The organism is Nocardia sp. NPDC003979 (genome assembly GCF_053605015.1).
This window is the reverse complement of record NZ_JBSGIJ010000011.1, coordinates 1-24,658: the sequence shown is the minus strand read 5'-3', so window position 1 is coordinate 24,658 and position 24,658 is coordinate 1. Positions and strand designations below refer to the sequence as shown.

Here is a 24,658-nt window from a genome sequence, read left to right as displayed (position 1 = left end):
CGCTGCCCCGGCGGCATTTACACGCCGGCCAAGATCGCAGCCAGCTCGTCGACGTCGGCCTCATCCACCCGCACGACCCGGAAGCCGTCGGCCGCCAAGCCGGAATCGCGATCGTCGTCCACGCCTTCGACGACCACGACCTTTTCCGCCGGCCAGGCGATGTCGACCATCCAGTAGGCCCGTCCGGCCTCGATCCCGACCTCGGGCTTGGGAACACCGGCCTGTTGCAGCTCCGCGAGCAGGTCCCGGACGGCCTGGGAGGAATACAGCGGGTCCTCGTCCCAGGATTCCGGTGCCTTGTCGACTGTCAGGTCGGTGACTTCGGTTACCAGTCCGAGCTGCTGGAAAACCTCCAGCGCGCCCGCTCTGGTCAGCTGATCATGGAACCGGGCATTGCGATAGGACCGCAGACAGCCGTAGCACGAGGTCTCCACACCGCAGTCGCAGCTGGCGACTCGTTGCGCGGCGACCCGCAACACCCGATCCAGTTCCGCGGCAATCTGTTTCGATGCCCCGGCACCGGCGGGCACGGTGTCGAACAAGACAATGCTCCGGCGGTGGTCGGCACTCCAGGACAGCGTTCCGTCGATGTCGTCGCGGCTGATCTCCAATGCCTCCGAAGCACCCTCGAGCAGGGCGTACAGCACCGACAGCCACTTGTCTTCCGACTCGGTGTAATGGAAATCTGCGAAGGTGAATTCCGCGACGTCGGTTTCGTAGCGATGGGCCAGGTTGACCTGGTCGAGCGGTCCGCCGCACGGACTGCCGGTCGCCGGGCGCTCATGCGTCTTGCTCGGCGCGCGACCGAACCTGATCGGCTCGGCCCATCCGCACCAGGCGCACAGCCGGAATCCGTTACCCGCGCCTTCACCGATGACAGCGAGTTTGGCGCGCGTACCCGATCGTGCCCACACCTGCATATCGTCTTTCGACGGCCAGGCTTCCGGCTCCGAGCCCTCCCCGACCGTCTCCACAAAACTGGCGCCCGACCATGCCCGTTGCGGCGCTTCGGCTTTCACATCCTCGGGCTTGCGATCGGCAACAAAGCCGAACTCCGGCAGGACGCAGGTTTTTGCCGCATCGAACTCCGCACCGCAGTTCGGACAGGTCGAGAACGGGTCGAGCACATGACCGGACTCGAAGTGATTGCACTCCTTGCACACCCGGTACTGCAGTGTTTCCAGCTCACGTTTGGGCAGTTTGTGCAGACCTCGCGAGGTCCACAACTTGCCACCCGCGACCACCTGGTTGCCCGGTGCGTAGTCGTAGATCGCTTGTCCCAGGTCCCGGGAGAGTTCCAGCTTGGCACCAACGGTGCCTTCGCAGTGTGTGGTGCGCAGTTCCACGGTGTCGACGGGAAACCCGTACTTGGGCAGCACGTTCTTGTTGGCGAGATAACCGAGCAGCTGGCGGCTGCGGACAGTGTGCAGAGTCTTCTGCAGACGGCTGCCGAGCGCCAGGTTCTTCGCGTCGATCGCCTGTTGGATCAGTTCCTCGAAAGTCGCTATGTCGGTGCGGATGTCGCTTTCCGCATCAGCGAGCTGGGCACACAGACGCTCGACCCACGCGTCGGTTTCCACTCCGATCTCGCGCTGCACGTACGGAGGCAATGCGGCCCGCAGCGAGCTTCGCACCGCAGCGGGGACAGGGGTCAGGAAATAGCGCACTCGGGCGGCTGCCGACTCGGTCTCGTCTTTCTCCGGCGTGAAGAAGTCCCCGGCCGTGACCCACTCGCGGCCTTCTTTGTCATAGCAGTCCCGGAAGTAGGCGGCCAGCGCGATGGAATGGGCGTGCCTGCGGCCGATTCGGTCGTTGTCGATGGGAATCCAGGGAATCCGCATCTTCCCGGCGATCATCGATTCCGGTTTCTGGAACTTCGCCAGATCGTGCGAACTGCGCTTGGCATAGGTCACCACGAGCGCCGCCGATGCGGCCCGGCGCCCGGCGCGGCCGGCTCGCTGCACGTAGTTCGCCGTCTTCGGCGGCATATTGCGCAGCATCACCGATTGCAGATCACCCACGTCGACACCGAGTTCGAACGTCGTGGAACACGACAGCACGTTCACCTCGCCGGAGATGAACCGTCGTTGGATGTCCGCGGCCGCGGTGGCCTCCCACTGCGCGGTGTGCTCGCGCGACGACAGCGGAACCATGGCCAGAGACCGGTACGCGGTTCGATAGTGATTGATGTCTTCGTCGCGGTCCGGAATCCGGCGGGGCACGAGCCGGCCGTCACAATTGCCCTGCGGACACAGGCCGCGCACATTGTGGACGGTGATGCGACGACACGCATCGCACTGGAACCATTCGCAGTCGGCGCCGCGACGGATACGCAGTTGCTCCTGGTCCAGCTGATACAGCACACCGGCGACGCGGTCGCTCTCCTCGAGGAAATACTTGTTCTGCAGCAGGAAGTTCCAGCACGCGTCGAGCACCTTCTCGGCCGGTTCCGGTCTACCCAACTCGGCGAGCACCTTGCGCAGGAACAGGATTCGATTGTTGGCCGTGCCCGGTCTTCCGCCGGGAAGCCAGCTGATGATCCGGCGGTCCCGATCCGAATCCCTGGAACGAATTCGGATGCGGCTGGCGCGCGGCTCGAAGATCGGGAGCGTGATGTCGACTTCGGGAAGCAGACTCATCGCACCCTGCAACCGGATCGTCTTCACGAGTTCGTTCAGCAACGCCCACACATCGTCATCGCTCAACCCCAGATTGCGGAATCCCTTCGGAATCGGCGTATTTCGGGAACGAAACAACGAAACCGCCATCAACCCGAGGCCTTCCAGCGACTGACGCTGGTCCATTGCCATCAGCTCCGCCATCACCCACGGATTGACCGCACGCATGATCGTGGCCCGGGTGGCGCGTTCCTCGAAGTGCTGCGCGCGTACCGCGACCGCTTTCGCATCAGCAGCCAAGTCTTCGGGTGACAGGGCCTCGCCGGCATTCTTCGGCTGCCCCAGCGCCTCGGCGAGATAGCGTCGTTCCAGCATCCGGCCGTAGGTCTGCTCGAGATAGGGAGCGGCGAAGGCCGCCGCCTGCCGGGAGTCGGAGAACATCAACAGCTTCCGCCCGCCGCCTACGAAGTCGGCCGTACCGTCCGCGGCCGCCGGAAGGTGCTGGTAGAGCGCGGTCGTGATGACTGCCGGCGCGGCGTTCGTGTCGGTCCGCAGCCGCCGGATGACCTGCCGTGATCGTGCGCCGCACTCGGTGCACTTGCTCATCACCCGCGCGGCGGCACGGTGCTCCCGAACCCGTAGAACCCGGCCGCCGGGGCACTTCGGCGAGCAACTGCCGCGTGCACCACAACCGGTGCACAGCGTGCCGACGCCGGTGCTGGCGGCGCTGCTCTGCTGCTCGTCGAGGGTTTCGTCGTCCTCGTCGATGAGGTCGCCGATGTCGCTGTCGGTGACCACCAGCCAGCTCACCTTGCGTTCCCCCTTGGCTGGGCGGAAATACTCGCGGCCGTCGACCAGCTCCCGCTGGCCGGCGAGGTGCACAGCGCCGCACCGCTGACAGGTGCCGAACTCGAAGACCGCGCGTCCGGTGTTCGGATCTACTTCGTGGCGGCCGAGCAGAACGGTCGGGCCGTTGTCGTCGTAGCTGACGTAGGCGCCCTCTGTCGCCCGGACGAACAGGTGGTATCGCGCCGACAACACCGGATTCCCCGTGTCGTCGGTGACTTTGGATCCCAGCGCGACAAGGGCTTCGAGTTTCCGCGGGGCGTGGTCGTCGCCCGGCCACAGTTTCGCGGCGAGCTCACGCACGCTCTGCGGCCCGGCGGCCGCGTAACTCTTGAGATCGGCGATTCGGCGTTCGCTGTGCAACGCCTCCGCGATGTCACCGGAGGGCGACTTCGTACCGATCCAGGTCAGATCGGTGTCCGGCGCGGCCAGGGTCAGCAGCTTGTCGTCTTCGATCGTCCAGGTCGCCGGTGGACGGCTCGGCATCCGGGTGGCGGTCACCAGGTCCTGGCGGCTCGGATCGTCGGCGACGAACTCGAAGGGGACATCGAACAATTTCTGCGCGAACGCCGTCGCCTCGACCCCCTGGGCTTCGGGTGTGGTTCCGGACAACGACGCCGAGGTGGCGATGCACTGCAGCGAGCGCGCTCCGGCGACCCGGTCCCGGAGCCGGCGCAGCAGCAGCGCGACTTCGCTTCCCTGGGCCCCGTCGTAGACGTGGGCTTCGTCGAGAGCGATGAATCGCCAAGTGTCCCGGTGCTTTCCGTCGAAGAGCTCCAAGTCACGCGGGCGCAGCAGCAGATATTCCAGCATCGCGTAATTGGTGAGCAGGATATGCGGCGGGCTCGCCCACATCTCCTCCCGGCTGAGCAACTCGTTCGGCAGGCGCTCGGCGCCGGGGAACATCGCGTGGTAGCCGTCTTCGGCATCGGCACGGCGCCGTTTCGTTTCGCCCGTGTAGCGCCCGAATGTGATCTCGGGTGTGGCCGCGAGTAGTTCGCGTAAGCGCTTGAGCTGGTCATTGGCCAGCGCGTTCATCGGATACAGCAGCAGAGCCCGTACACCTGGCCCCAGGGTGCCCGCGGACTTCTCGGCGATGAGGGAGTTCAGGATCGGAAGCAGGAAGCTCTCCGTCTTACCCGATCCGGTGCCGGTGCTCACGACGAGATTGCGACCGTTCACGACCTTGCGAACGGCGGTCTCCTGGTGCAAGTACAGCGGCCGGTCCAGGTCCACGGTTGTGCCGAACCCGGTGAAGCCGGGGTGCAAGACGCCCTCGGAGATCAGGGACCGCAACGACGCACCCGGTGCGTACGGTGGCGTGAGCTCGAGCATCGGCCCCTTCGTGAGCAGCGAGGTCTCGTCCACCGCCTGGTCGAACGCGCTCGCCAGCGCCGGATCACGCGGCGCCAGCAACGTTTTCAGATAGCGTTTGTAGCCTGCTTCGATGTCGGCACTGGCGGCAAGGGGATCCAGCCTGTCGGTCACCGATGGTCTCCGATCTTGTTGATGACATCGTGGTGCAAAACGTAGGACGCGAGCGCATCGGCGATCAGCAGGTCGGCAGCGACCAGTCCTGGACATAATTCGGCCAACCTGGCCCAGCACTGCCGCATGGGCGCGGTGAAAACCGGATGCGACATCAGCGAGCGAGCGCGCAACCGGGCGACGACGGCGAACAGCAGCGACTGCATCGACATCAGCATCCAGGGGAATTCGCTGGTGTCTACCCCTGTCAGCGCATCACTGCGCGCTTTGACCACGTCGTATACCCATGGCGAGGCGCGTCGCAAGGGGGTCGTCAACGCAGCCGAGTGGGTGGTCATGGCATGCGAGGCCGGATCGGACTGCCAGTCGAGCCGCCGGGCGAACGCCTCGAACATCGCAGCCCTTCGGGTATCCGGATCAAGCAACGCCCCGGGCACGATCTCACACGCGTCCCTGAGCGCGGCGATCTGCTCCGGCGCCATGCGATGCATCCCGATGGTGTTTCGCTCGAAGTAGCCGGTGTAGACCTCCCGCAATTTCCCCGACAGCAGCTCGACCAGGGCTGGACCGCCGTGCGTGGCCAGGTCGGCACGAAGCGCTTCGGCACTCCCCTCGGCCGACTGCAACACGACATTCGGAAGGTCGGCGATATCGATCAGACAGCCGAGCCACGGATTGGCGTGCTTACCCAGGCGGAAGTACGAACTGAAATCCTTGTCCACCAGCCCGGTACGGATCAGCAGTGCTGGAAGCTGGGCCTGCGGAAGAGCACTGCGTTCCAACGCCTCGAGTGAGCTTCGAGGATCGGCGCCGAGAACTCGCAGCAGTCCACCGCGAACCAGCGGGCTGAGCGAGCTGTCGGAGTAACAGTTCGCGTAAGCGGACCACACCTCGGCGAGCGCACTGCCCGAGACGGGCGGATCCCCCGCCCCGGCCAGGAATTTCGCCAGCTCTGTGCGTGCCGGGTCCGAATCCTGCAACCAGCCGTGCTGCGGAACGTGGTACGCCGTATCGTCAGGGCGGCTCGGGGCGGTGATCACCGCCCATGGATCATCGACGAAAACCTGCACGGTCAGCGGTCCAGCATCGACGAATTCGACGGGCAGGCGTGCTTTTCCCTCGACGATCTCGACCTGTGTCGGTGGCCGCCACGGCGCGGTCTCCGGCCAGACGAACGCGGCGAGGTCATCGCTGTCGGTGCCCTCGAACACCAGCACACCGCCGTCCAACCGGATTCCTGAGCACAGCAGGCGCGGCTGCACACGGGCCACGGTGACCTGAGTGGTCCGACCGTCCGGGGTATCTATCCGGGCCAGCAGTGTCGCGGTGCGCAGCGAGCGCGCGGTGTCGGCAAAGGTCCGGCTCGACACCTGGAAGAGATTGTCGCGGTTGACCTGTGGCTCCTCGGTCTGCCGAATCCGGCCCACCGAATCCGACAGTGCGATGTCGACTTCGACATCGCCGGGGACCCGAACCGCCACGATCAGGTGCTCGGTGAGATCGTCGACGGTCAGCACCGGCGCGACCGTGCGCCAGCGGGCGGCGGCGCCGATGTCGTCGACCCGGAACTCGATATGTGGCGGACGAAGGACCAGGCGTTCGACCGTCTGCCCTGCTGATACCCGAAACTCCGAATCACGCTGCGCACTGGGAAACTCGACGAACGCACGGTCGAGGGCCAACGGCGGCGCGATCTCGAGCGCGGTCGCCGCCGGGGACAGTCCGTCCGGGGTCGGTATGCGGAAGATGCTGTCGTGCTCGACCGAGAGCCCTTCCACCATGAACATGCTGTGTCGAATGTCTTGCCCCAGTGGCCCACTGATGACGATGTCGAACATGCCGAGCAGGCCCGGCGCGAGACCGTCGAACGGGTCGAGCTCGGTGAGTTCGGTATCCGATTCCCATTCGTCGTCGGCCAGCCAGTCGGTGGTCCCCGACCGGCGCACCCGCACGCGCCAGGCAACCGGCTCGGCACCTGCGACGGGCAGCGTTACGGCGGGCCGTTCGCTGTACACCGGCAAGCCCGATCTGGTGACGACCCCTTCGACCGGGTCGGCTAGATCGAGTCGGGCGGCACCGACCCGGCGAACCTGCTGCACCGGGCCGAGAAGGTGATCCCGACGCAACCGCACCGAGTCGACCGCCGCCAGGTCGTAGACCCGTGCTCGCCAGTCGCGCCAGCCCGCCGGGACAGCTTCGGCCGTGAACGACACCGGCGCCCCCGTGTGCCCGTCGACCAGCGACGCGGTCGCCGGATGGACACCGATCACCTCGCCACGCGGCAGGGCGAGATGCCGGGAGATCGGTTTGCCGTTGTGATCGAACAGCAAGAGCGGATTGTCCTTGTCCACCAAGGAAATCCGATGATGCGCCTCGGAGGTGTCATGGCGCAGGACCACTTCGCGCACTCGATGTGGGACCCGAACCTGAGTCGGCGGGTGCACCTCGCCTTCATTCAGGCCCCAACCTCGTTCGGCGTACACCTCGGTGCTGTCGCCGTCGAAAGAAACCAACCACGGAAATTCGGAGCCCCGGTCCGGAAACGGAACCTCGACAACGACTTGGTCATCGGATCGCGAATAGGCGATCACCGGTCGGCGTGATCGACCGACCCGACCGGACTCGGCAGTGCTCGACCCGAACGGCCGCTCCTCGAACCGGTCGATCAACGCTTCGAGCATGACACTCGGCAGCCCGGTGGTCGAGGTATCGAGATCGAGGTCGTTGGCGACCTCCGGATGCTCGCGGGCGTATTCGGCGAACTCGATGATCCGGTCGACGATGTCGACAGCGGCCTCACCACCGAACTGCAGGAAGTTGCGGACGGGAACATCGAGGTGGTTCATCCGGTACTCGAGACCAGGCTGGGTGAGCCACTCGAACACGGCAGCACCACTCGGTTCACGTCCGAGCGAAATGTGCTGTTCGATAACGTCGACCAGGTCGTTGAGGCAGTGCACCGGGACTCCGGCATGCACCGCCATGGTCTGCACGTACTGCTGGTTGCTGATCTCCGGGAATTCGCGCAGCTTGAACTTGCGCAGCAGCGAGGTGAGCTTGGTCCGCAGCAGGTTCTCGAACTCCTGCTCGCGCTCCATCGCCAGTTCCGCCCAGAAACTCTCCCAGTATTTCCCCTGCTCATAGGACAGACCCGCATGGCCGATCAAGGTGGTCAGCGTGAGCGCGGGAAACCGGTCGATCAACCGGGCAAGACCGTGGGTGCGTCGGTGATCCCGGATGAGCTGGCCGAACAGGTCGCGGGTCCGGACGATTTCGTCGTGGTCCAAGTTGAGCTCGACGAACAGCGACACCCGCTCCAACTGCCTGGCGCGAGCAAATTCTTCGTCGCCGGCCTGGACCCACACGAACGACTCGGCCATTCGTGCCACACCCCCTCCGCACCGCGCCTGTACCCATTTCGGGCGCCTGGCAAACCTCCATCAACCAATTCTCATCATCTCACCGATCGGAAGTTTCCGGGCGCAGACCGAAGCTGCTGATTTCGAGCCGCTACCCTCGTCAGCGGAGGCCCCGTTCGGGCCTGGCGAGGAGGGTGTGAGGGTGCTGCGCCCGTGGCAACAGGCTGCCTACGACGAGTGGAACCGTAAGGGCCGCAGAGGCATCGTCGAGGCCGTGGCGGGTACGGGGAAGACCGTGCTCGGTGTGCGAGCCGCTGCGGAAGCGGTCGAGGCGGGCAGCCCGGTCGTTGCCGTAGTCCCCGACGACGCCGCCCGTGAACGCTGGCTCGCAACGATGGAAGAGACGATGCCGTCGTGTCGGATCGGCAGCCTCGCTATGCCGAGCCGAACCTGGCACGTAGCGGTGCTCACCGCCAACACAGTGGCGCGCCTGCGCACCGCCGACCTCGATCACCACAGGGCCCTGCTGATCGTCGATGACCTGCATCGATACGGCGCGGGTTTTTGGCCGACGGCATTGACGGAGCGCTTCCCACACCGGCTCGGCTTCACCGATGCCCTCCCGCCCGGGGACCGCACCGTCGACTCGGTGCTTCTCCCCTACTTCGGCTCCGTGATCGCCGGCTGTGATTACCCGCGTGCCCGCGCGGACGGACATCTCGCGCCGGTCACGGTCGTACAGGTCGGTGTCGAGCTGACGCCCAAAGAACGTGCCCGCCTCAATCAGGCACAATCACTGGTCGAGCGCGAGATCGACACATTGACCGGCAGCTACGGCGCACCGGATCGCTCCGAGGAATTCCACGTTTTCGTCGAACAGCTCCGGCAAAGCCGTGGCTCCGGAGCCCACCATGCCAACCGCTATGTGCAAGCGCTCGGCGACCGGGCGACATTGCTGGCGGAATGCCGGGCGAAGATGGACCTCGTCCGCTCGCTGCCGATCGACGCACTCCGCGATACCCAGACCGTGGTTTTCGCCGGCCGAGCGGTGGCGGCGGGGACAGTGGCACAGATTCTGAGTTCCGCCGGAGTTACCGCCGCCATCTCGGGCCCCGCGCTGCGGCCGGAGCAGCGATCGGCGCTGTCGGCCGGCTTGCGTGATCTGTCGGTGCGGGTGCTCGTCGAACAACGCGTGCCCGACGAAACGGTGCTCGTGCCGCACGCCGAACTCGGGTTGTTCCTCGCCCGCAGCCACGACCGCACCGAGATGATCCGGCGGCTGGGCCGCGTCGTGACTTCTGCCCATGCTGTCCGGCCCCGCGTCATCGTCATCGCCTACGTGGTCGGATCCATCGAAGATCCGGCCGCTGGCGTCGATGGTTCCTTCCTGTCGGTTGCCCATCGACTGGCAGACAACACTGTACGCACGGATGTCGCCGGATTGACGCAGTTCCTGACCGAATGGGCCGGTCAGGCAGCTGCCGGCGCGGCAGAAGACCATGCGGTCGGAGCGGCCGCGCCATCCGGCGTTCATCTGGTGGCGCACGACGACGCATACAGCGAAGACGCCGACACGCACCATCCCGACGACGATGACTCTGTCGAGGACATGGCCGAGGCGGTGCCGGAGTACGCCGACCTGCTGGACCAGTTGACCAAACTCGAATTCGTTGCCACCGGAGACGAAGTGGGCGACCTGATCGGGGTCACCGATCCTCGTGAGCTGCTCGACGAAGTCCAAGCCGCGGCCGACGCCGGGCTGCTGACCTACCGCTCACTCGGCGAACCCACTGAGGACCTGCTGCTCGTGTCGGCAGCCGTGGGCGGCACGAGGGCGACACGTGAGCAGGCCGCAGCGGCGATCGCACAATGGGCGGCCGGATCCGATGATCCGGTGGGCGAATTGCGGTCAGTGATGTCGCGGGTCGGCGCGCTCACCGTGCCGCCGCACCGGCTCATCCAGATTGCCGCGTTCCTCCGGGGGCGAACACCCTCGGGCCTGCTCTGATCTCACCTCATCCGGCGGGCGCCGTACGCGCGCTCGAAAGCACCAGGGCGAACATCGAGATGGCCCGATCGGTCAACTGCGCCTGACCCAGCTCGCTCGCGGCTGTCTGCATCAGTCCACGCCGGTCGCCCCAACCGGTTGTCTCAGCAGCATCGGCCAGGATTCGGGCGAGTTCGCGCGGCGGCACCTCCTCGATGGAACGGGCGCCCAGCGTCCGCCGTCGCACCTCCGGTTGGCTCGGTGATCGGTAGGTGAACCATTGCGGCTGAGGTAGTTCCAGAAAGTCGTCCACGATCAGCTCGCCACGCTCGACAGCCACCGACAGTGCACGGTCCAACGCTGCCCTGCCACCTCGCTCGTCGTCGTCCGCCACGTTGCGAAAGAACACCGAACGCAGACGACCGGCGGTCACGGGGCCCTCCACCTCGACAACGCGCAGCAGATCACTCACGACCGTGTCGATCGGCGACGCGGCAGACAGCGGTGACACCAATCCATTGAACGCCGAATATTCTTGCTCACCAGCTTCTTCCGTGATAACAGAGGGTGCGGGGACAGCGTTCGGAGGCTCGATCGGGACGTCGATGTCGACGTTCTCCTCGACTGGACAGACCTGCTCGTTTTCGCCAGCCCCGGTATCGGGTTCCGGTTTGCGCCAATCGAAGTCGGCCAGTGGATCCACGACAGGCTGCTGTATCACCGGCTCAGCGGTTTCGACACTCGTCGCCGACGCGATCGGTGCCGCATCGGCTTGTACCAAGTCCTCGGCCGACACCGGCGTCAGGCCGACCTCGTCGAGCAGTTGCCAAAGTGGCTCGAGGCTCGACTCCGGATCGGACACGAAGCGCGACTGCCGAATTCGGAAGAACGGCCAACCACACCGTTGCAGATCACGCTGCCACGCCATCGACCGCTGGTATTCGATCGGCCCCGCCCACCTGTCGCCGTCACACTGCACAGCGACCCGGATATGGCCTCCGACAATCACCATGTCGAGCGCGTGTCCGCCGACGTCGTACTGTGCGACCACCCGGTAGCCGCGACCGACGATCCGGTTGAAAACGCATTGCTCGAACAACGAACGGAAAGGTGCCACCGGCCTGCTTTCGGGGACTGGCTCCGAAACCCCGGTGGTGATCTCCGGCGGCGTGGTCTCGATCGTTCGGCAGTAGTCGAGCAGTTGGTAGCGCAGGTCGGCCGGATTCTTCAGTTGCTCGGCGGTGACCGAGTGGAACAACCACAGCTGATCGGCCGCACGCGACACCGCGACGTTGTACCGCTGGGTCGCCGGTTCGTCGGCTCGGGCCACCAGCCTGGTCTCCGGTCCGGCCGACTTCACCATCGACAGGAACATCACATCCCGTTCGGCGCCCTGGAAGTCGGCCGCGTCGCCACAGCGCAGCCGACGCCGGTCGATCTCCTCCGGAGACACCTTGACCAGCATCTTCTTCCAGATGACTTCCGCCTGCGCGGTGCCGAGCAGGGAGATCACCCCGAAGGTCTTCCCGTCGTATCGCGAATCGGCCAAGCACTCCAGGACGCGGGCGACGATCCGATCGGCTTCGATCTCGTTCACATTGCCCGGCGTGCTGACGCCGTCGGGGACGTATTCGGTCCGGATCGGCGGTAACCGATCGACACCGTACAACCGCACGGGCACCAAACGCACATCGTCTTTTTCGTAGGCGATCTTGTTCGAGAAGCCGATGATCTCGGGCACACAGCGGCGGTGTTCGAGCAGGGTGAGCCGCGACGGAAAGCGCATCGCGGCCTCGTCGAACAGGCTCCGCTTGGGGTCGGTCCACGTGGCCCGGTGCAGGTTGTCGGCCAGAAATTGCTCGCCGAGCCCGTTCACGGTGTCGATCTTTACGCCCACACCGGACGGCGAAACCTGACGGTTGTCGCCGATCACCACGATCCGTGGCGCGAGGTACTGCAGAAACACCGCCTCCACACCCGCCTGTGAGGCCTCGTCGACAACGACGACGTCGAACATGTCTTGTTCGATGTCGAGCTGCTCGACCACCCGGTAGATCGGCATGATCCATACCGGTACCGCGGAGCGGCAACGAGCCAGGGTCTCCCGGATCTCGGCACGACGGCGATCCGCGTGCGCGCCGGTGCCCTTGCCGAGGCGCCGGACCAGCTGGGCGTACTGACGCAGATCCACCCTGGTGTTCGCGGTGAGCCGCTCGGGTCCGACCGCGTAGTCCCAGGCCTTGGTCACCGCGAGCTCGCATGCCTCGTTGCGCAAGGACGCCTCGATGTCGTCGAGCCGGCCGAACAGCTCGTTGACGGTGTCGTCTTCGTGCGCCGCGAGCCATCGGCCCAAACCTGCCCATTCCCAGGCATTTTCGAGCTCGACGAGGCGGGTGTCCCACGCGGGATCGGAAGCCGTTGCCGCGATCGCGTCCCGCAGGCGCGGCAACGATGCCATTCGCGCCCCGAGCTCGTGTCGATGAACGAACCTGCGCCGCACCGTGTTCAGCTCACCTAGGCGCTGATAGGCGCGACGGTAGGCTTCGACATCGCCGCGTTCTATCGCGGCATGCAGCTCTTGCAGATTCGCCGTCGCGTGCGGCTGGAATCGCACTGCGTTCAGCTTGACCGACACCGTATCGAAAAGATGTTGTACTGCTCGTCTTTCGTCGATCGCGGTGACGGCCTCGAACGACGCGAAGATCGGCTTGCGCGCGTTCGCGTCGGCCCAGTCCGGTTCAGGGAGGCCGAAGGTGCGCAGTTGCCTGCCTGCCTCGGCCAGCTCGGCGCCACAGCTCAGCAACCGCCTCAACTGTTCGGCATGTTCGCGATGCCACGTCAGCCGGATCGTCGGACTCCCGGTGACAGGCATGGCCGGAGTTCCCACCCACACCTCGTCGAGCTGCCCGAGCAGTCGTTCGATCTCTTCGAAACGCAGGAATACATCGAGTTGCTCGGCCGTGGTCGGGATCCGCCCGTCGACCCGGACGTGCTCGAACAACGGCGCCGCGTCCTTGAGCACCCGGCTCTTACCGAACGCGAAACCGGCCTTCGGCATTCCGTCCGCACCGACCTTGAGCGGACCAGCCGTCTCGATATGCGCGCGAACAGCTTCGGCGAGCGACACCAAGGCAGCGGTATCGCCACCGTTCACGCGCACTTGCGATATTCCGACCTGTGCGACCAACTGCTGCGCCGGCTGGGTGAGACCGGCCAGGCGCATCGCCCGGTCCTGCCACAGGGCGGCGCGCCCAAGACTGATGTCGGCCAAGGCTTCTCGAACCCAGGCGTCTCGACTCGCCGCGAGGTCACCCAACTCCCGGTCCAGCCGCCGTACCATCGCCAGCAATTCCGCACGCGTCGGCGGATTCAACGCGGCAATGCGCTCTGTCCACTGCGGCGCACCCTGTTCCGAGCAGGACCTGACGCGCGCCTCGGCCTGCAGCAGTCGTTCGGACCACAGCGCAATCTGATCGACCGGCGGGACATCATGAGTGGAAATCAGGTCCGGTGCCCGCGCTTCGGGGTCATCGAGCGCGGAATCCAGGAGCAACGACCGCCACTGCGCGACGTCCGCCGCCGACACCGGCAGCGCGGTGCCGGGTTCGACTGGATCCAGAGCGCTGATCCAGTCGAAACGCGAGGCTTCGTCGCGATGGCGCGTCACCAGTTCGGTGAGCGTCCCCCGATATCTACCGCACTGGTGCTGCACAACCTCGATTTCGCGTAGCCGCAGCAGTTGTTTCCGGATATCCGCCCGCTCAGCGCGCAGGTCGGCAATGCGGGCCTGCGCGGCTTTCACCGTTGTCTGGGCACGATGCGGGTTGTGGCGGTCGGCTTCCTGCGCGATGCGCTCCATGGCACGTTTCAGGTCGTCGAAATTGTCGCGTGACGCACCGGCCACCGAGACGCACAGCCCACGCATCTCTTCGCGCAACTTGCCGCGAACTTCTTCCAGCGCACGATCGGTGTGGGCGGTGACAAGCACGCGTTTGCCCTGGGCGAGCAGGTGGGTGATCAGTGCGGCGGCGGTGTGCGTCTTGCCCGTGCCGGGCGGTCCCTGCACGATCGTGTGCGCATGCGAATCGACGTGCTCGAGGATCTGGAGCTGCACGCTGTTCAACGGCAGCGGCAAGAAGCAATCGTCCCCGTCACGAACGATCGCGCCGCTCTCCTCGGACCTGACCATGGTCGGCGCATAGGCGGGGTCGACCAGATTTCGAATCCCGCTCGGCACCTCCCGCTGGTCCTGGATCCGGTCGGAAATCGAGTCCAGAACCCTGGTCAGGCCCCGCTTGCCGCGCGACCGCATGATCAGCGCGGGGGCATAGAAGCCGACCGGCTCGTCAGTGGCCGTGGCGGGCACGTCCTCGTCTCGGTAGCTCGACGAAGGACCGAGGCTGTGTAGCAGGCGGCGCATCAGTCCGGCGATCGTCGCTCGATCGAACGGTTCGAGTCCTTCGTCGACGAGCTCACGTTCGGCCGTTCGGAGCAGACCCGGATCAGCGATCTCGGACGGATCCAGGAAATCGGCGAGTTCCACCGCGGCCCGGCCGCCATCACGGTCCACCTGTACCGTCAACCGCCCCGAATCGGTGTCGAAATCCAGCTTGACCGGCAAGGTCAGCACATGGCGGCGGGCAGTTCCCCATCCTGGCCTGCGCCAGACCAGGCAGCCGAGCGCGAGCACCGCTTCCTTGGATTCCGCCGAGGCATTCACATCCGAATACATCTGGTAGACGGCGCGGTACAGGCGCAGCGCGGCTTCCTCGATGCGCGCCCCAGCCGCCCATTCCCGCCATCGAGCAAGCCAGGCGTCGAACTCCTCCACAACGTTCGGATGGTCGCTCAACAGCAACGTCCGAGTACCTGTACCGTCCAGTCGACGCTGAAGCAAGGACGGCTCGTCATCGGGGTCGTCCAATCGGCCAGGTGCCAACCAAGCCCGGACTGCTACCTCAGGTGCGTCGACAGCCGGAGTTCGACGCACCTTGTCCAGCAAGAGAAATGGGGCGTCGGCGTTGTTCGGCGTGAACCGGACAGAGGGATGGTCCGGTATTGCACCGAGCCACTCGATCACGCCGAGGTCGGCAGCATCTTGGACTCTCGTCACCCCCACGCCCTGCACTCGAGCGAGGAACCTGAACAACCGCGCCGCGCGATCTACGAGATCCGCATCGTCCACCACGCCCCGCACCGCCACTCCTCGCCCTGACCATCAGCCCTTGAAACGCTATCGTCTGGAAGGTCCTCGGCGCTACAAATCGACAGGCTGAGCCGGTGGCGATTTCGGCAGGTCATGGGCGATCCGAAGGTCGGGAGCATCGAGGGCGGAACCGCGGCTGTCCTGCGGTCATCGAAACCCACCCGTCGAACGCTGTTCTTCGACTGGAGCAACGATGAAGCGCAGGTGTGCGCGATCTCCGAGAATCCGCCACCGGGATGCCGGTGGTACGCCGAAGGATCAGGTCTGCACTGCTTGCGGACGGGCTCGACCAGGTTCGACGCGATCGCCGACATCGCCGGCGAACTTCGCCGAAAGCATGGGCTCACAGTCGACTTTGGCTACGAGAAAGATGAGGGGGACAACGATCCGGACCGGATCGCACATCTGCTGCTGAACGCGGTCAACCGGGCGGGATCCAGCGGGATCGATGAGCACCAGCTACTGCGCTTCATTACGCTGACGCTGGGCGGGACTGTCGGTACGACGATGGAGACCGGTGAGGCATTCACGAGTTACCGGCTGCCCGTCTGACGAAAGGCCGCCGTCGAATATGCGGCCCGTCGAATTTCACCCTATCGCAAGGTGCATGATGCCAATCCACACTCCGGGCCTGCCCGGGAACATTCCGCCAGCTGACGTGTTGTGGGCTCGGTGGGCATTGTTGGCCGCGATCGACGCAACCACCGAGGCCGAGGCAAGCACCTATCGCACTGGCATGTGGGTCGATCACGATGGCCTTCACTACGAAGACGGTGGTTGCACCTGGTGGGCCATGTCGCGGGTCGGCGAAGGGCGGTTCGTGCTCTATGGGGAGGACGAATCGAGCGGGGTGAAGTGGCACAAGCCGCCGATCGACATGCTGGCGGGTGGGCCGGACTGGCTTCCGTTCGATGAACTACGCGAGCGAATCGGCGCGTATGAGTTGGGTTGCGTCTACTGGTTCGAGGATGGCGTCTGGGCCCGTGCGCCCTATCCCGAGGATCTCCGAGACGACGGTCTGAGCTGCGGGATGAGCCTGTTCATCGAGAGGGAGCAGGTGCTCGACGAGCTGTCTTCGCGTCTGCTCGAGTCGGCAGGCAGGCTCGGCGCGGAGGGCATTCTGTCCGATGCTGAGACACGGTCCCTGACCCCTGATCGGCTGGTCGACGTGCTGCGCCCGGAGACTCCGGGCGACGAACCACCGGACCGGCCTGCCATTGTCCGTGTCCTTCTTCTCGCGGGGATCGCGGTCCCAACAGCCCAGTGAACGACACTGACAGCCGCACTGGTTCATCAACGAGCCGCGGTCGAATCAGCATCGACGGACAGTGTCGAACAGCATCCGAGATTCAGCCCTCCCAGGTGGCTGGATAGCCTGCGACGTCACTAGGCTGGGCGGCATGACAGAGTCCGTTCAGGTGAAGATCTGTGGCATCAGGTCAGCAGGCGATCTGCGCCGGGCTCTACGCGCCAAGCCTGATGCCGTGGGCTTCATCTGCGGGGTTACCGCCTTCAGCGAGGACGAGGTCAGCGCGGAGGAGGCTGTGGAGCTGTCCGCGCTGGTGGCCGAGCTCGCGCTGCCGGTGAAGCGCGTGCTGGTGACTCATCTCGAGGACGCCGATGACATCCTTGCTCTCGCCGACCGCATAGGCGTCGACGCGATTCAGGTTCACGGTTTGGTGAGCACGGACAATCTGCAAAAGGTGTATGCGCGCACCGACGGACGCCACGAGATCATTCGGGCGGTGCATGTTCTCGATGAAGGCGCGTTTGCCGATGTGGAGGCAGTCGCGGATTACTGCGACGTGATCCTGCTCGATTCGCGGACACCGGACCGCCTCGGCGGCACAGGACAAACCCATGATTGGCGCATCAGCAACAAAATCGTCGAGTCGCAAAAGGATCGGGGCAAGCGGGTAGTCCTGGCCGGTGGGCTCGATCCGGACAATGTTCGTGCGGCGATCGACGCGGTCAAACCTTTCGGTGTCGACGTCAACTCCGGAGTCGACGACGCCGAAGGCGACAAATCCGAGGCTGCCTGCGTCGCGTTCGTCGAGGCCGCTAGGGAAGCTGCCTCGACTTATCGTCCAGCACAACAGCACTGAGGACGAGCACGCCGCCGACCACCGCGCCGAGAGTGATCGGTGTATTGGTGAAGATCGCGCTCACCACTGCGGCGAAGACTGCTTCGTTGAGGCCGATGATACTGGCCTTCGTCGCGTCGAGTCCGCGCAGACCCCGCCAATACAGCACAAATCCCGGGGCTAGCAGCAGCGCGCCGACGAGTACGAGCGAGCCGGCTGTGCGCGGGTCGGGCGGATCGGTGAATATCAGTGCGGCACCGAGGAACCCGGCTACAACCAGTTGCCAACCCGCTGATGCGATCGTCGGCCGTTGCGCCGATTCGCGGGCGATGAGGCTGACGAGCATCGCGACGCACACGGCGCTGCCGACCGCCAACACGCAACCCAAGAGCGCTCTGTCCATCCGGATTTCAGCTGAACTACTCGGCACTGCAACCGCCACCGCAGCACCGACCAATAGAAACTCGAGCGCTACCAGCGGCGTGAGCAGGCGTCTCCCCCGCACGATCTCGGTGGCGAGTAAAAGCAACGGCGCAATCAGATGCAGCGCAACGACAACGGGCAGCGGGCCACATTTCAGAGCGGCGACGAAGAGCATGAGGTTGGCCGCTTCGAGTGCGCCGAGCCGTAGGTAGAGAGCCGGCGATTCCATCAGGATTCGCAGCGGACCTTGACCACGAACTCCCGCGATGAGCAGCAACGTCGCGCCACCGCCCGCGGCAACCAGCGCCGAGGAGGTCAGGGCACCTTCAACGGCTGCCAACGCGGCGCTCGAGGCACCCCACACCAGCGTCGCCGTGAGCATGATCCACGGCGACGCTTGGGTGTAGGAAGACCGGGCTACGGTCAAATCGCATAGGTCACGATGGGCAGCACCACAGCAGTGAACCCGCCGAAGACGGCCGCCGCAACCACCCGCGACGACGACGCGGGAAAACGGCTGGTGAGCCAGGTGAGCGTGCCGAACGCGATCACCGTCGTCCCCCAGATCACGAGCGCCCTTGCTGCCAGTTTTACCGGCCAGTCCGGGTTTTCGTACCTTGCATTCAGCTCCGCACCATGGGCCACAATGGTCAGTCCTGCTGTCATGGCCAAGAGGAAGACCGCGAAGCCGGCAAAGCTGTTCATGATCAACCGCTGCCGTCCCCATTTCGCCAGCACCTGCCCGTCGCTGTGATGCGCGCCGTCCGCTCGGCAGATCAGGTCGAAAATCTTTCCGGGATTGGCTGTTTCGCCGACAGCGGCCCGGGCGTGCACCATCGCCTCGAATGCCGAGGTCGTCGAGTAGGCGGTGACGAAACCCTCGCTCGACGTCCTGAACCCACCACGGCTCGGGAGCCGCACCGACATCTCCTGCAATTCGAACAGTGAAGTCAGTGCGGCACGAACCGCCGGATGAAAGATCAACTTGCCGTCCGCGCCGAGCAGGGCACCTACCGCCGAGTGCAGGCCGAGATGACGCCATGTATGTGCGATGTCGCCGCGCAGAAAGTATTCGTCCCCATTGCAATTCACTCCGTCGGCCAGGGAGTCGAGGATCCGTTCGATCGCCAGTTCCGATGCTCGCCTCGCCCGTTTGCCGCCGACCGACGCGAATTCCGAGCGGGCCAGGACGGACACGATGTGCGCAGCGGTATACAGCGGTTCGGCGCGGACGTCGTCGGACAGCATCGTCAACGCCAGAAACGTGACACCACGCAGCGTGACCCTGGCGACCTCTTCGTTCTGCGCCGCATAGGGCGCGAGGGCGTGCATCACGGCGGACGTCGCGGTGAGCGACACCGGACCGATCGACCCCGACATCCGGTACCCGCCCGACTCCGCGTCCTGTTCCTCGATGAGCCGTCGAATACATTCGGCCACATCGAGATCCGTGTCCGGCACTCCGAGACAATGCATCGCCCGCAACTGCCACGCGATGTCGATCGGCCCGGTGAATTCACCCGCGCCTGCCGTGGGCGGCACGATGCGTTGCCTGCGCACCAGGTGCAGCACTTCGTCGGCCCGCGGCACCGGGATCCCCGCCGCAGCCAATGCGCACACCACTTCGGCCGTATTCTGCGGATTCGGTGGCACGTCGTGAATCCAGCCCCACCCGGCCCCACCTGCCTCATCGGAGAATTGGTAACGCTCGAACCATTCGACCGCCAGCCTCATCCGTTCATCGAGATTGGACATGTCTTTCCCCTTACCGATCTGCACGGAACCCGCTTCGCCCCAGGTCCTTTCACTTATACAGACGCAAAACAGACCGCTTCCGGATCGGACGAGGCTCCTGACACGATGATCCGGTGATGCGATGGAGATGGCGGTCGAGTACTTCCGATGATCGTGTTGGACTTATGCTCGCTTCGCTCGACGGGTTCTCGGTCGGCGATGCGCTGGGGGCCCAGTTCTTCATCATTGGCAGGTCGCTTCCGGACCTTCGGTCGGGTAGGCCGCCACAGGCTCCGTGGGACTGGACCGACGACACCGAGATGGCGTGCGTGCTGGTCGCCGAACTGCGACGTCACCAGCACGTCGACCGGGATCGACTGGCCGCGGAGTTCGCGCGCCGGTTCTCCCCCGGAACGCGACTACGGGCATGCGACGGCCACGACGCTTCGTCGGATCCGCAACGGAGCGCCCGGGCGCGAGACGTCCGCAGCCACCTTCGAAGGTCGTGGTTCCTGCGTCAACGGCGCGGCTATGCGGGTCGCGCCGCTCGGCGCCTACTACTGGGACGATCCGCAACGAGCTGTTACCGAAGCAGTACGGTCCGCCCCAGGTGACTCACATGCACCCCGACGGCGTGGTCGGGGCGGTCGCCGTGGCCGTCGCGGCCGGGCAGGCCGCTTATGCCCGCCGCATCCACTCTCAGCCCACCGCCACAGGATTCCTCACCGCCGTCCTGGAACGTCTCGAACCGGGCGAGACGACGCATGGCATCTACCGGGCGCGTGAGCTGTTCGGCGCCACTGTTGCCGAAGCCGCACACGAACTGGGCAACGGATCGCGAGTGATGGCACAGGACACCGTGCCCTTCGCCTTATGGTCGCCGCAACATATTTGGACGACTACCCGGCTGCTGTCGCCGCGTGCATCGAAGCGGACGGCGACATCGACACCACCTGCGCGATCACCGGAGGGATCGTCGCCGCGTACACCGGAATCGGCACGGCGAACGGAGTACCCCAGGCTTGGCTCGACGCCCGCGAACCGCTGCCGTCCTGGCTCACCTCGATCAGGGTTTGACGAGCGGGCCGATCAGCGCGGTGGGGTCGACGGTTGAGGGCAGGTCGCTGACCTGGGCGTCTCCGACTTCGATCACCCGCCACACTCCGTCGGCGCGACGGGCGACGTCGGTGGTGATGAAACGGCAACCGAGGCGGGAGACCGCCGACGCTATTGCGGTCAGGTCCGGTTCGACGTGGGCTGCCGGGTTGTCGGGGTGTGGGCCGATGAGGATGGGTTCACCGTCGAGCCACCAGACTCGGGCTTCCGATGCGGGGGTGTCTGCCGTGTCGGTGAAGTCTTCGAATTGACGTAGCACGAGACCACCTGCCAAGAACTCGCCCTGTAGTTCGACGAAATTTTCGACCACCCGTCTCAGGGTGGCGGAATCGCGCAGATCGGGGATGTAGCAGGCGGTGTCCCACTCATGTTTTCGGGATTTCACGTAGTCCTTGATGATTCCCGCTCCGTCACCGAGTGGCGTGACCAACTGTGCGAGCGCTGATTCATCGGGGATCTCGCCAGGCCTTGACGGCGACCACACAGTTCGCGGCGTAAATTCCTCGAATGAGGGATACCAGCCAGGCAATTCGTGAGCTGAGGCGTACTGGTCCGGCGCGACCGCCAGGCTGCAGCCGCGCGATGAAAGCGCTTGGGCCAGTTCGCGATATCGTTGCGACGGAATCATCCAGCCCCGGTACCACAGCTCTCCGCTGTCCCGGGCCACGCGGCTGACGGCTGCGGCGGTCTGCCCGGCCAGCAGCGCGTCATGGTCCAGCAGCGCGACAGCCGCGCCGGCGGCTCTGGCGGTGGCCGCTTGCTCGGCGAAATAGTCGTCGACCTTTCGCGGGCTCAGTGGGTCACAGCAGAACAGCAGTGTGGTGGGCACTCTCACCACATTATTCCGTCAGATATAGGCGCGCTGGACCTCGGCCGGGCCGGATTCTTCCGCTGCAGGACGGGCGCTGAACGGGCACTGCCAGTCGAGGGGCTTGGGGCGGCCGGAGTAGCGGCGGGCCTCGGATAGGGTTTCGTACTCCATCAGGTTCGGGTTGATGTCGCCCTGGAGCATGATGTCCTGTTTACGGATCTTGTCGGCGAGGCGGTCCCACATGCCGTCGGCTTTGATGCGGGCGAATTGTTCGTGAGAGTTGAAGGCGAGCATCGGGAAGGGTGGGCGGCGGCCGAGGCGGCGGTGGGTTTCGTGGAGGCCGATCACGAAGAATTTGTGGCCGGCGACGCTGTATTTGAATTCTTCGGACTGGGGGTTGGCGGAACAACCTTCCGCCCAGGCGAAGCGGTCCGCGTCGGCCTCGTGGAGGAGCTGTAGGTGCTGCCACAGGAGCTCCTCGAAGCGGAGTTCGTCCACGCCGCGGGGCTGTTCGAAGGTGGCGATGAAGCTTGAGAACTTGCGTGAGCTCCAGTCGGCGGCGCCGACGAACTCCGCCAGATCAGCGGCCATCAGCCGAGCTGCTTCGGCGCCGCCGAGCACGTCGTAGTGGCAATGGGTGATTCCGCCCTGACGCCAGGCGGAGCGACCCGCCAGACAGGCGAATCGGTCGCCGAGCAGGAAATTCGCCAGCTCAGCTCGCGCGTCCGTCGTCACCCCTGTGTTCCTTTCCGTGCGTACGCGCGTGATCCTGTCAGGTGACCAGCGCGGTGCGCGAATCGGGCGAATTGTCACCGATGCCGGTTTGCCCCGCTCGAAGGCCGGATTCAGGAAATGCCCATGTCCGAAATCACACCCGGCCGCTCGGTGCCGTGAAGCTCAGTGCGCTGTTCGCTCAGGTCAGGTCGCGGCTCAGCCAGAAAGTTGTGCAGCCCTCACCGGTCACTATTCCGGTGAGGGTTGTGGCGCTGTCCGTGCGGTCGGCTATCAGGTCGACCATCCGGTAGGAACCCGGTCTGTCGATCCACGACGTTTGGCGGAAGACAAAACGGGTCGGCTCGGTGTGCCACTGCATGGCGAAGCGGCCGTTCGGGACCGTGGGGTTTTCCGGCAGCGGATAGAACTCGAACTCTGCGCGGTCAGGCGATCGCACGGTCAAGGTGAGGCCGGTCGCGCCCTGCGCGCAGGTATACGAACCGGTCCATGTCCCCTCGAGAGCCTTTGCCTTTGTGGCGTCGGGGTCTGTTGCTATCGCAGTTCCCTCGATCGAGCGCCCGCATCCCAGCATTGTCGCCACCACGAATAACCCTGCGGCATAAACGAACTCGCGCATTCTCATACTCCCCCTCCGCTGAGTCGAGATCAGGACCCGGAGATATTATGCCGAGCCTCGCCATCCCCCGTTTCCACCCGAATGACATTCCGATTGTCGGTGGTCCGGAGTAGCGTGACGGACGTCGGCGTTGCGGTTACCACTGGAGGTCTGCGATGGACGTGTTGCTCGGGATAGGGACTCGTAAGGGGCTGTTTCTGGCGCGGAGCCGGGACGGGCGCAAGACCTGGGAGGTGTCGCCGCCGCAGTTTCCGGTCGCCGATGTGAAGGCATTGGCGATCGACACGCGATCGGAGACGCCGCGAGTGCTGGCGGGGGTGTTGAACAGCCACTTCGGGCCGACGATGGTGGTCAGTGACGATCTCGGGCAGACGTGGAGTGAGCCCGACGACGCGCCGCTGGCCTTTCCGGACAACACGGACGCTGCGCTGCAAGGGGTTTGGCAGATCAAGCCGGCGACCGCGGCGGAGCCGGATGTGGTGTACGCGGGGGTCGAACCGTCGGCGTTGTTCCGTTCCGAGGACGGTGGGCGCAGTTTCGAATTGGTGCGCGGGTTGTGGAACCACCCGCATCGGACACAGTGGCAGCCGGGTGGTGGCGGGCTGGCGCTGCACACGATCCTTCCGCATCCGCAGGACACCCGGCGGATGGCTGTCGCGATGTCGACCGGTGGGGTGTATCAGACCACCGATGGTGGCGAATCGTGGCGGCCGACGAACAAGGGGGTCACCGCGGATTTCATGCCGGGCGAGTTGCCGGAATGGGGGCAGTGCGTGCACAAGGTGGCGCTCGATGCCGCGGATCCCGACACGATGTATCTGCAGAACCACGGTGGGGTGTTCCGTAGTACCGATGCCGGGGAGCGCTGGCAATCGATCGATGGTGGGCTGCCGCCGTCGAATTTCGGATTCCCGATCGTCGCGCATCCTCGGCGGCCCGGCGTGATTTACACGTTTCCGCTGGTCGCGGAAATGGATCGCTTTCGATTTCCGCCAGACGCCAAATGCGCCGTGTACCGCAGCGAGGACGGTGGGCAGACCTGGTCGGCGCTCAGCGATGGGCTGCCGGAGGTGCCGTTCTGGGCGGCGGTGATGCGTGATGCCATGTGTGCTGACGATGCCGATCCGACCGGCATCTATTTCGGCACTCGCAACGGCGAGGTGTACTGCAGTGCGGACGAAGGCGACCACTGGCAGCCGGTGGCCGACAAGCTGCCGGACGTGCTCTGTGTGCGCGCCGCGGTGATCGGATAAGGGCCGTGGCGCGCGTCTGTCTGCCGTCGGTGCTTCGCACATACGTCGACGGCGCAAGGGAACTCGACATCGACGGGGCCGATCTGCGCCAGGTGCTCGATGTGCTGCGCGAGCAGTATCCGGGGCTGGAACGGCGCTTGCGCGATGAACGCGGAGTATTGCGCCGTTATGTGAACTTCTATGTCGACGGTGACGAATGCCGGACTCTCGACGGCCAGGAGACTGCGGTTCAGAAAGGGACCGAGGTGATGATTATTCCGGCCGTTGCCGGCGGGTGAATTGGTCTAGAAACGACGAAAGCCCCCTGACCGTAGTCAGAGGGCTTTCGTGAATGATTGTCCGGCGGTGTCCTACTCTCCCACACCCTGTCGAGTGCAGTACC

The 24,658-nt window shown here is 65.2% G+C and carries 15 protein-coding genes and 1 pseudogene; 8 read left to right on the top strand and 8 right to left on the bottom strand.

The window, feature by feature from the left end; all coding sequences use genetic code 11:
• Nucleotides 1-17: 17 nt before the first annotated feature.
• The gene (locus ACWEVR_RS22245; protein WP_452468547.1) at nt 18-4,952 is read right to left on the bottom strand and encodes a DEAD/DEAH box helicase; all 4,935 of its coding nucleotides are present in this window, start codon (nt 4,950-4,952) and stop codon (nt 18-20) included.
• A complete protein-coding gene (locus ACWEVR_RS22240; RefSeq protein WP_452468546.1) occupies nt 4,949-8,332 on the bottom strand; it encodes a hypothetical protein in 3,384 nt (1,127 codons plus the stop codon). The genes ACWEVR_RS22245 and ACWEVR_RS22240 overlap by 4 nt, the downstream gene beginning before the upstream one ends.
• Before the next feature lie 175 nt (nt 8,333-8,507).
• Here ACWEVR_RS22240 and ACWEVR_RS22235 point away from each other — a divergent pair, with 175 nt between their 5' ends.
• Nucleotides 8,508-10,319, top strand: a complete 1,812-nt coding sequence (locus tag ACWEVR_RS22235) for a DEAD/DEAH box helicase (RefSeq protein ID WP_452468545.1) — start codon at nt 8,508-8,510, stop codon at nt 10,317-10,319.
• 7 nt (nt 10,320-10,326) lie between these two features.
• On the opposite strand, the gene ACWEVR_RS22230 is transcribed toward ACWEVR_RS22235, so the two are convergent.
• Entirely contained in the window at nt 10,327-15,150 is a 4,824-nt protein-coding gene (locus ACWEVR_RS22230; RefSeq protein ID WP_452468544.1) for an AAA domain-containing protein, read from the bottom strand.
• A gap of 447 nt (nt 15,151-15,597) precedes the next feature.
• Here ACWEVR_RS22230 and ACWEVR_RS22225 point away from each other — a divergent pair, with 447 nt between their 5' ends.
• The 3 genes from ACWEVR_RS22225 (at nt 15,598) to ACWEVR_RS22215 (ending at nt 17,609) form a co-directional block, all read left to right on the top strand.
• Nucleotides 15,598-16,056 (top strand): hypothetical protein, encoded by a 459-nt coding sequence (locus tag ACWEVR_RS22225; RefSeq protein ID WP_452468543.1) that lies wholly within the window; start codon nt 15,598-15,600, stop codon nt 16,054-16,056.
• A gap of 130 nt (nt 16,057-16,186) precedes the next feature.
• Entirely contained in the window at nt 16,187-16,771 is a 585-nt protein-coding gene (locus ACWEVR_RS22220) for a hypothetical protein (protein WP_452468542.1), read from the top strand.
• Between the two features lie 133 nt (nt 16,772-16,904).
• Nucleotides 16,905-17,609, top strand: a complete 705-nt coding sequence (locus ACWEVR_RS22215; RefSeq protein ID WP_452468541.1) for a phosphoribosylanthranilate isomerase — start codon at nt 16,905-16,907, stop codon at nt 17,607-17,609.
• Here ACWEVR_RS22215 and ACWEVR_RS22210 read toward each other — a convergent pair.
• Nucleotides 17,566-18,393 (bottom strand): EamA family transporter, encoded by an 828-nt coding sequence (locus tag ACWEVR_RS22210; protein WP_452468540.1) that lies wholly within the window; start codon nt 18,391-18,393, stop codon nt 17,566-17,568. The genes ACWEVR_RS22215 and ACWEVR_RS22210 overlap by 44 nt on opposite strands.
• 41 nt (nt 18,394-18,434) lie before the next feature.
• Nucleotides 18,435-19,766, bottom strand: a complete 1,332-nt coding sequence (locus ACWEVR_RS22205; protein WP_452468539.1) for a hypothetical protein — start codon at nt 19,764-19,766, stop codon at nt 18,435-18,437.
• A gap of 116 nt (nt 19,767-19,882) precedes the next feature.
• Here ACWEVR_RS22205 and ACWEVR_RS22200 point away from each other — a divergent pair.
• Nucleotides 19,883-20,531: pseudogene (locus ACWEVR_RS22200) on the top strand (ADP-ribosylglycohydrolase family protein).
• 87 nt (nt 20,532-20,618) lie between these two features.
• Entirely contained in the window at nt 20,619-20,822 is a 204-nt protein-coding gene (locus ACWEVR_RS22195) for an ADP-ribosylglycohydrolase family protein (RefSeq protein ID WP_452468538.1), read from the top strand.
• Here the strand turns inward: ACWEVR_RS22195 and ACWEVR_RS22190 are convergent.
• From ACWEVR_RS22190 to ACWEVR_RS22180, 3 genes are all read right to left on the bottom strand, one after another.
• Nucleotides 20,812-21,690 (bottom strand): ATP-grasp domain-containing protein, encoded by an 879-nt coding sequence (locus ACWEVR_RS22190; RefSeq protein ID WP_452468537.1) that lies wholly within the window; start codon nt 21,688-21,690, stop codon nt 20,812-20,814. The genes ACWEVR_RS22195 and ACWEVR_RS22190 overlap by 11 nt on opposite strands.
• Nucleotides 21,691-21,708: 18 nt before the next feature.
• Entirely contained in the window at nt 21,709-22,407 is a 699-nt protein-coding gene (gene gntA, locus ACWEVR_RS22185; RefSeq protein ID WP_452468536.1) for a guanitoxin biosynthesis heme-dependent pre-guanitoxin N-hydroxylase GntA, read from the bottom strand.
• A gap of 178 nt (nt 22,408-22,585) precedes the next feature.
• Nucleotides 22,586-23,023, bottom strand: coding sequence for a hypothetical protein (locus ACWEVR_RS22180; protein WP_452468535.1), 438 nt, complete (start codon nt 23,021-23,023; stop codon nt 22,586-22,588).
• 155 nt (nt 23,024-23,178) lie between these two features.
• Here ACWEVR_RS22180 and ACWEVR_RS22175 point away from each other — a divergent pair, with 155 nt between their 5' ends.
• Nucleotides 23,179-24,276 (top strand): WD40/YVTN/BNR-like repeat-containing protein, encoded by a 1,098-nt coding sequence (locus tag ACWEVR_RS22175; protein ID WP_452468534.1) that lies wholly within the window; start codon nt 23,179-23,181, stop codon nt 24,274-24,276.
• A 29-nt stretch (nt 24,277-24,305) separates the two neighbouring features.
• Nucleotides 24,306-24,554: a MoaD/ThiS family protein gene (locus ACWEVR_RS22170; RefSeq protein WP_245655502.1), complete on the top strand. Its 249-nt coding sequence runs from the start codon at nt 24,306-24,308 to the stop codon at nt 24,552-24,554.
• The last annotated feature ends 104 nt before the right edge of the window (nt 24,555-24,658 follow it).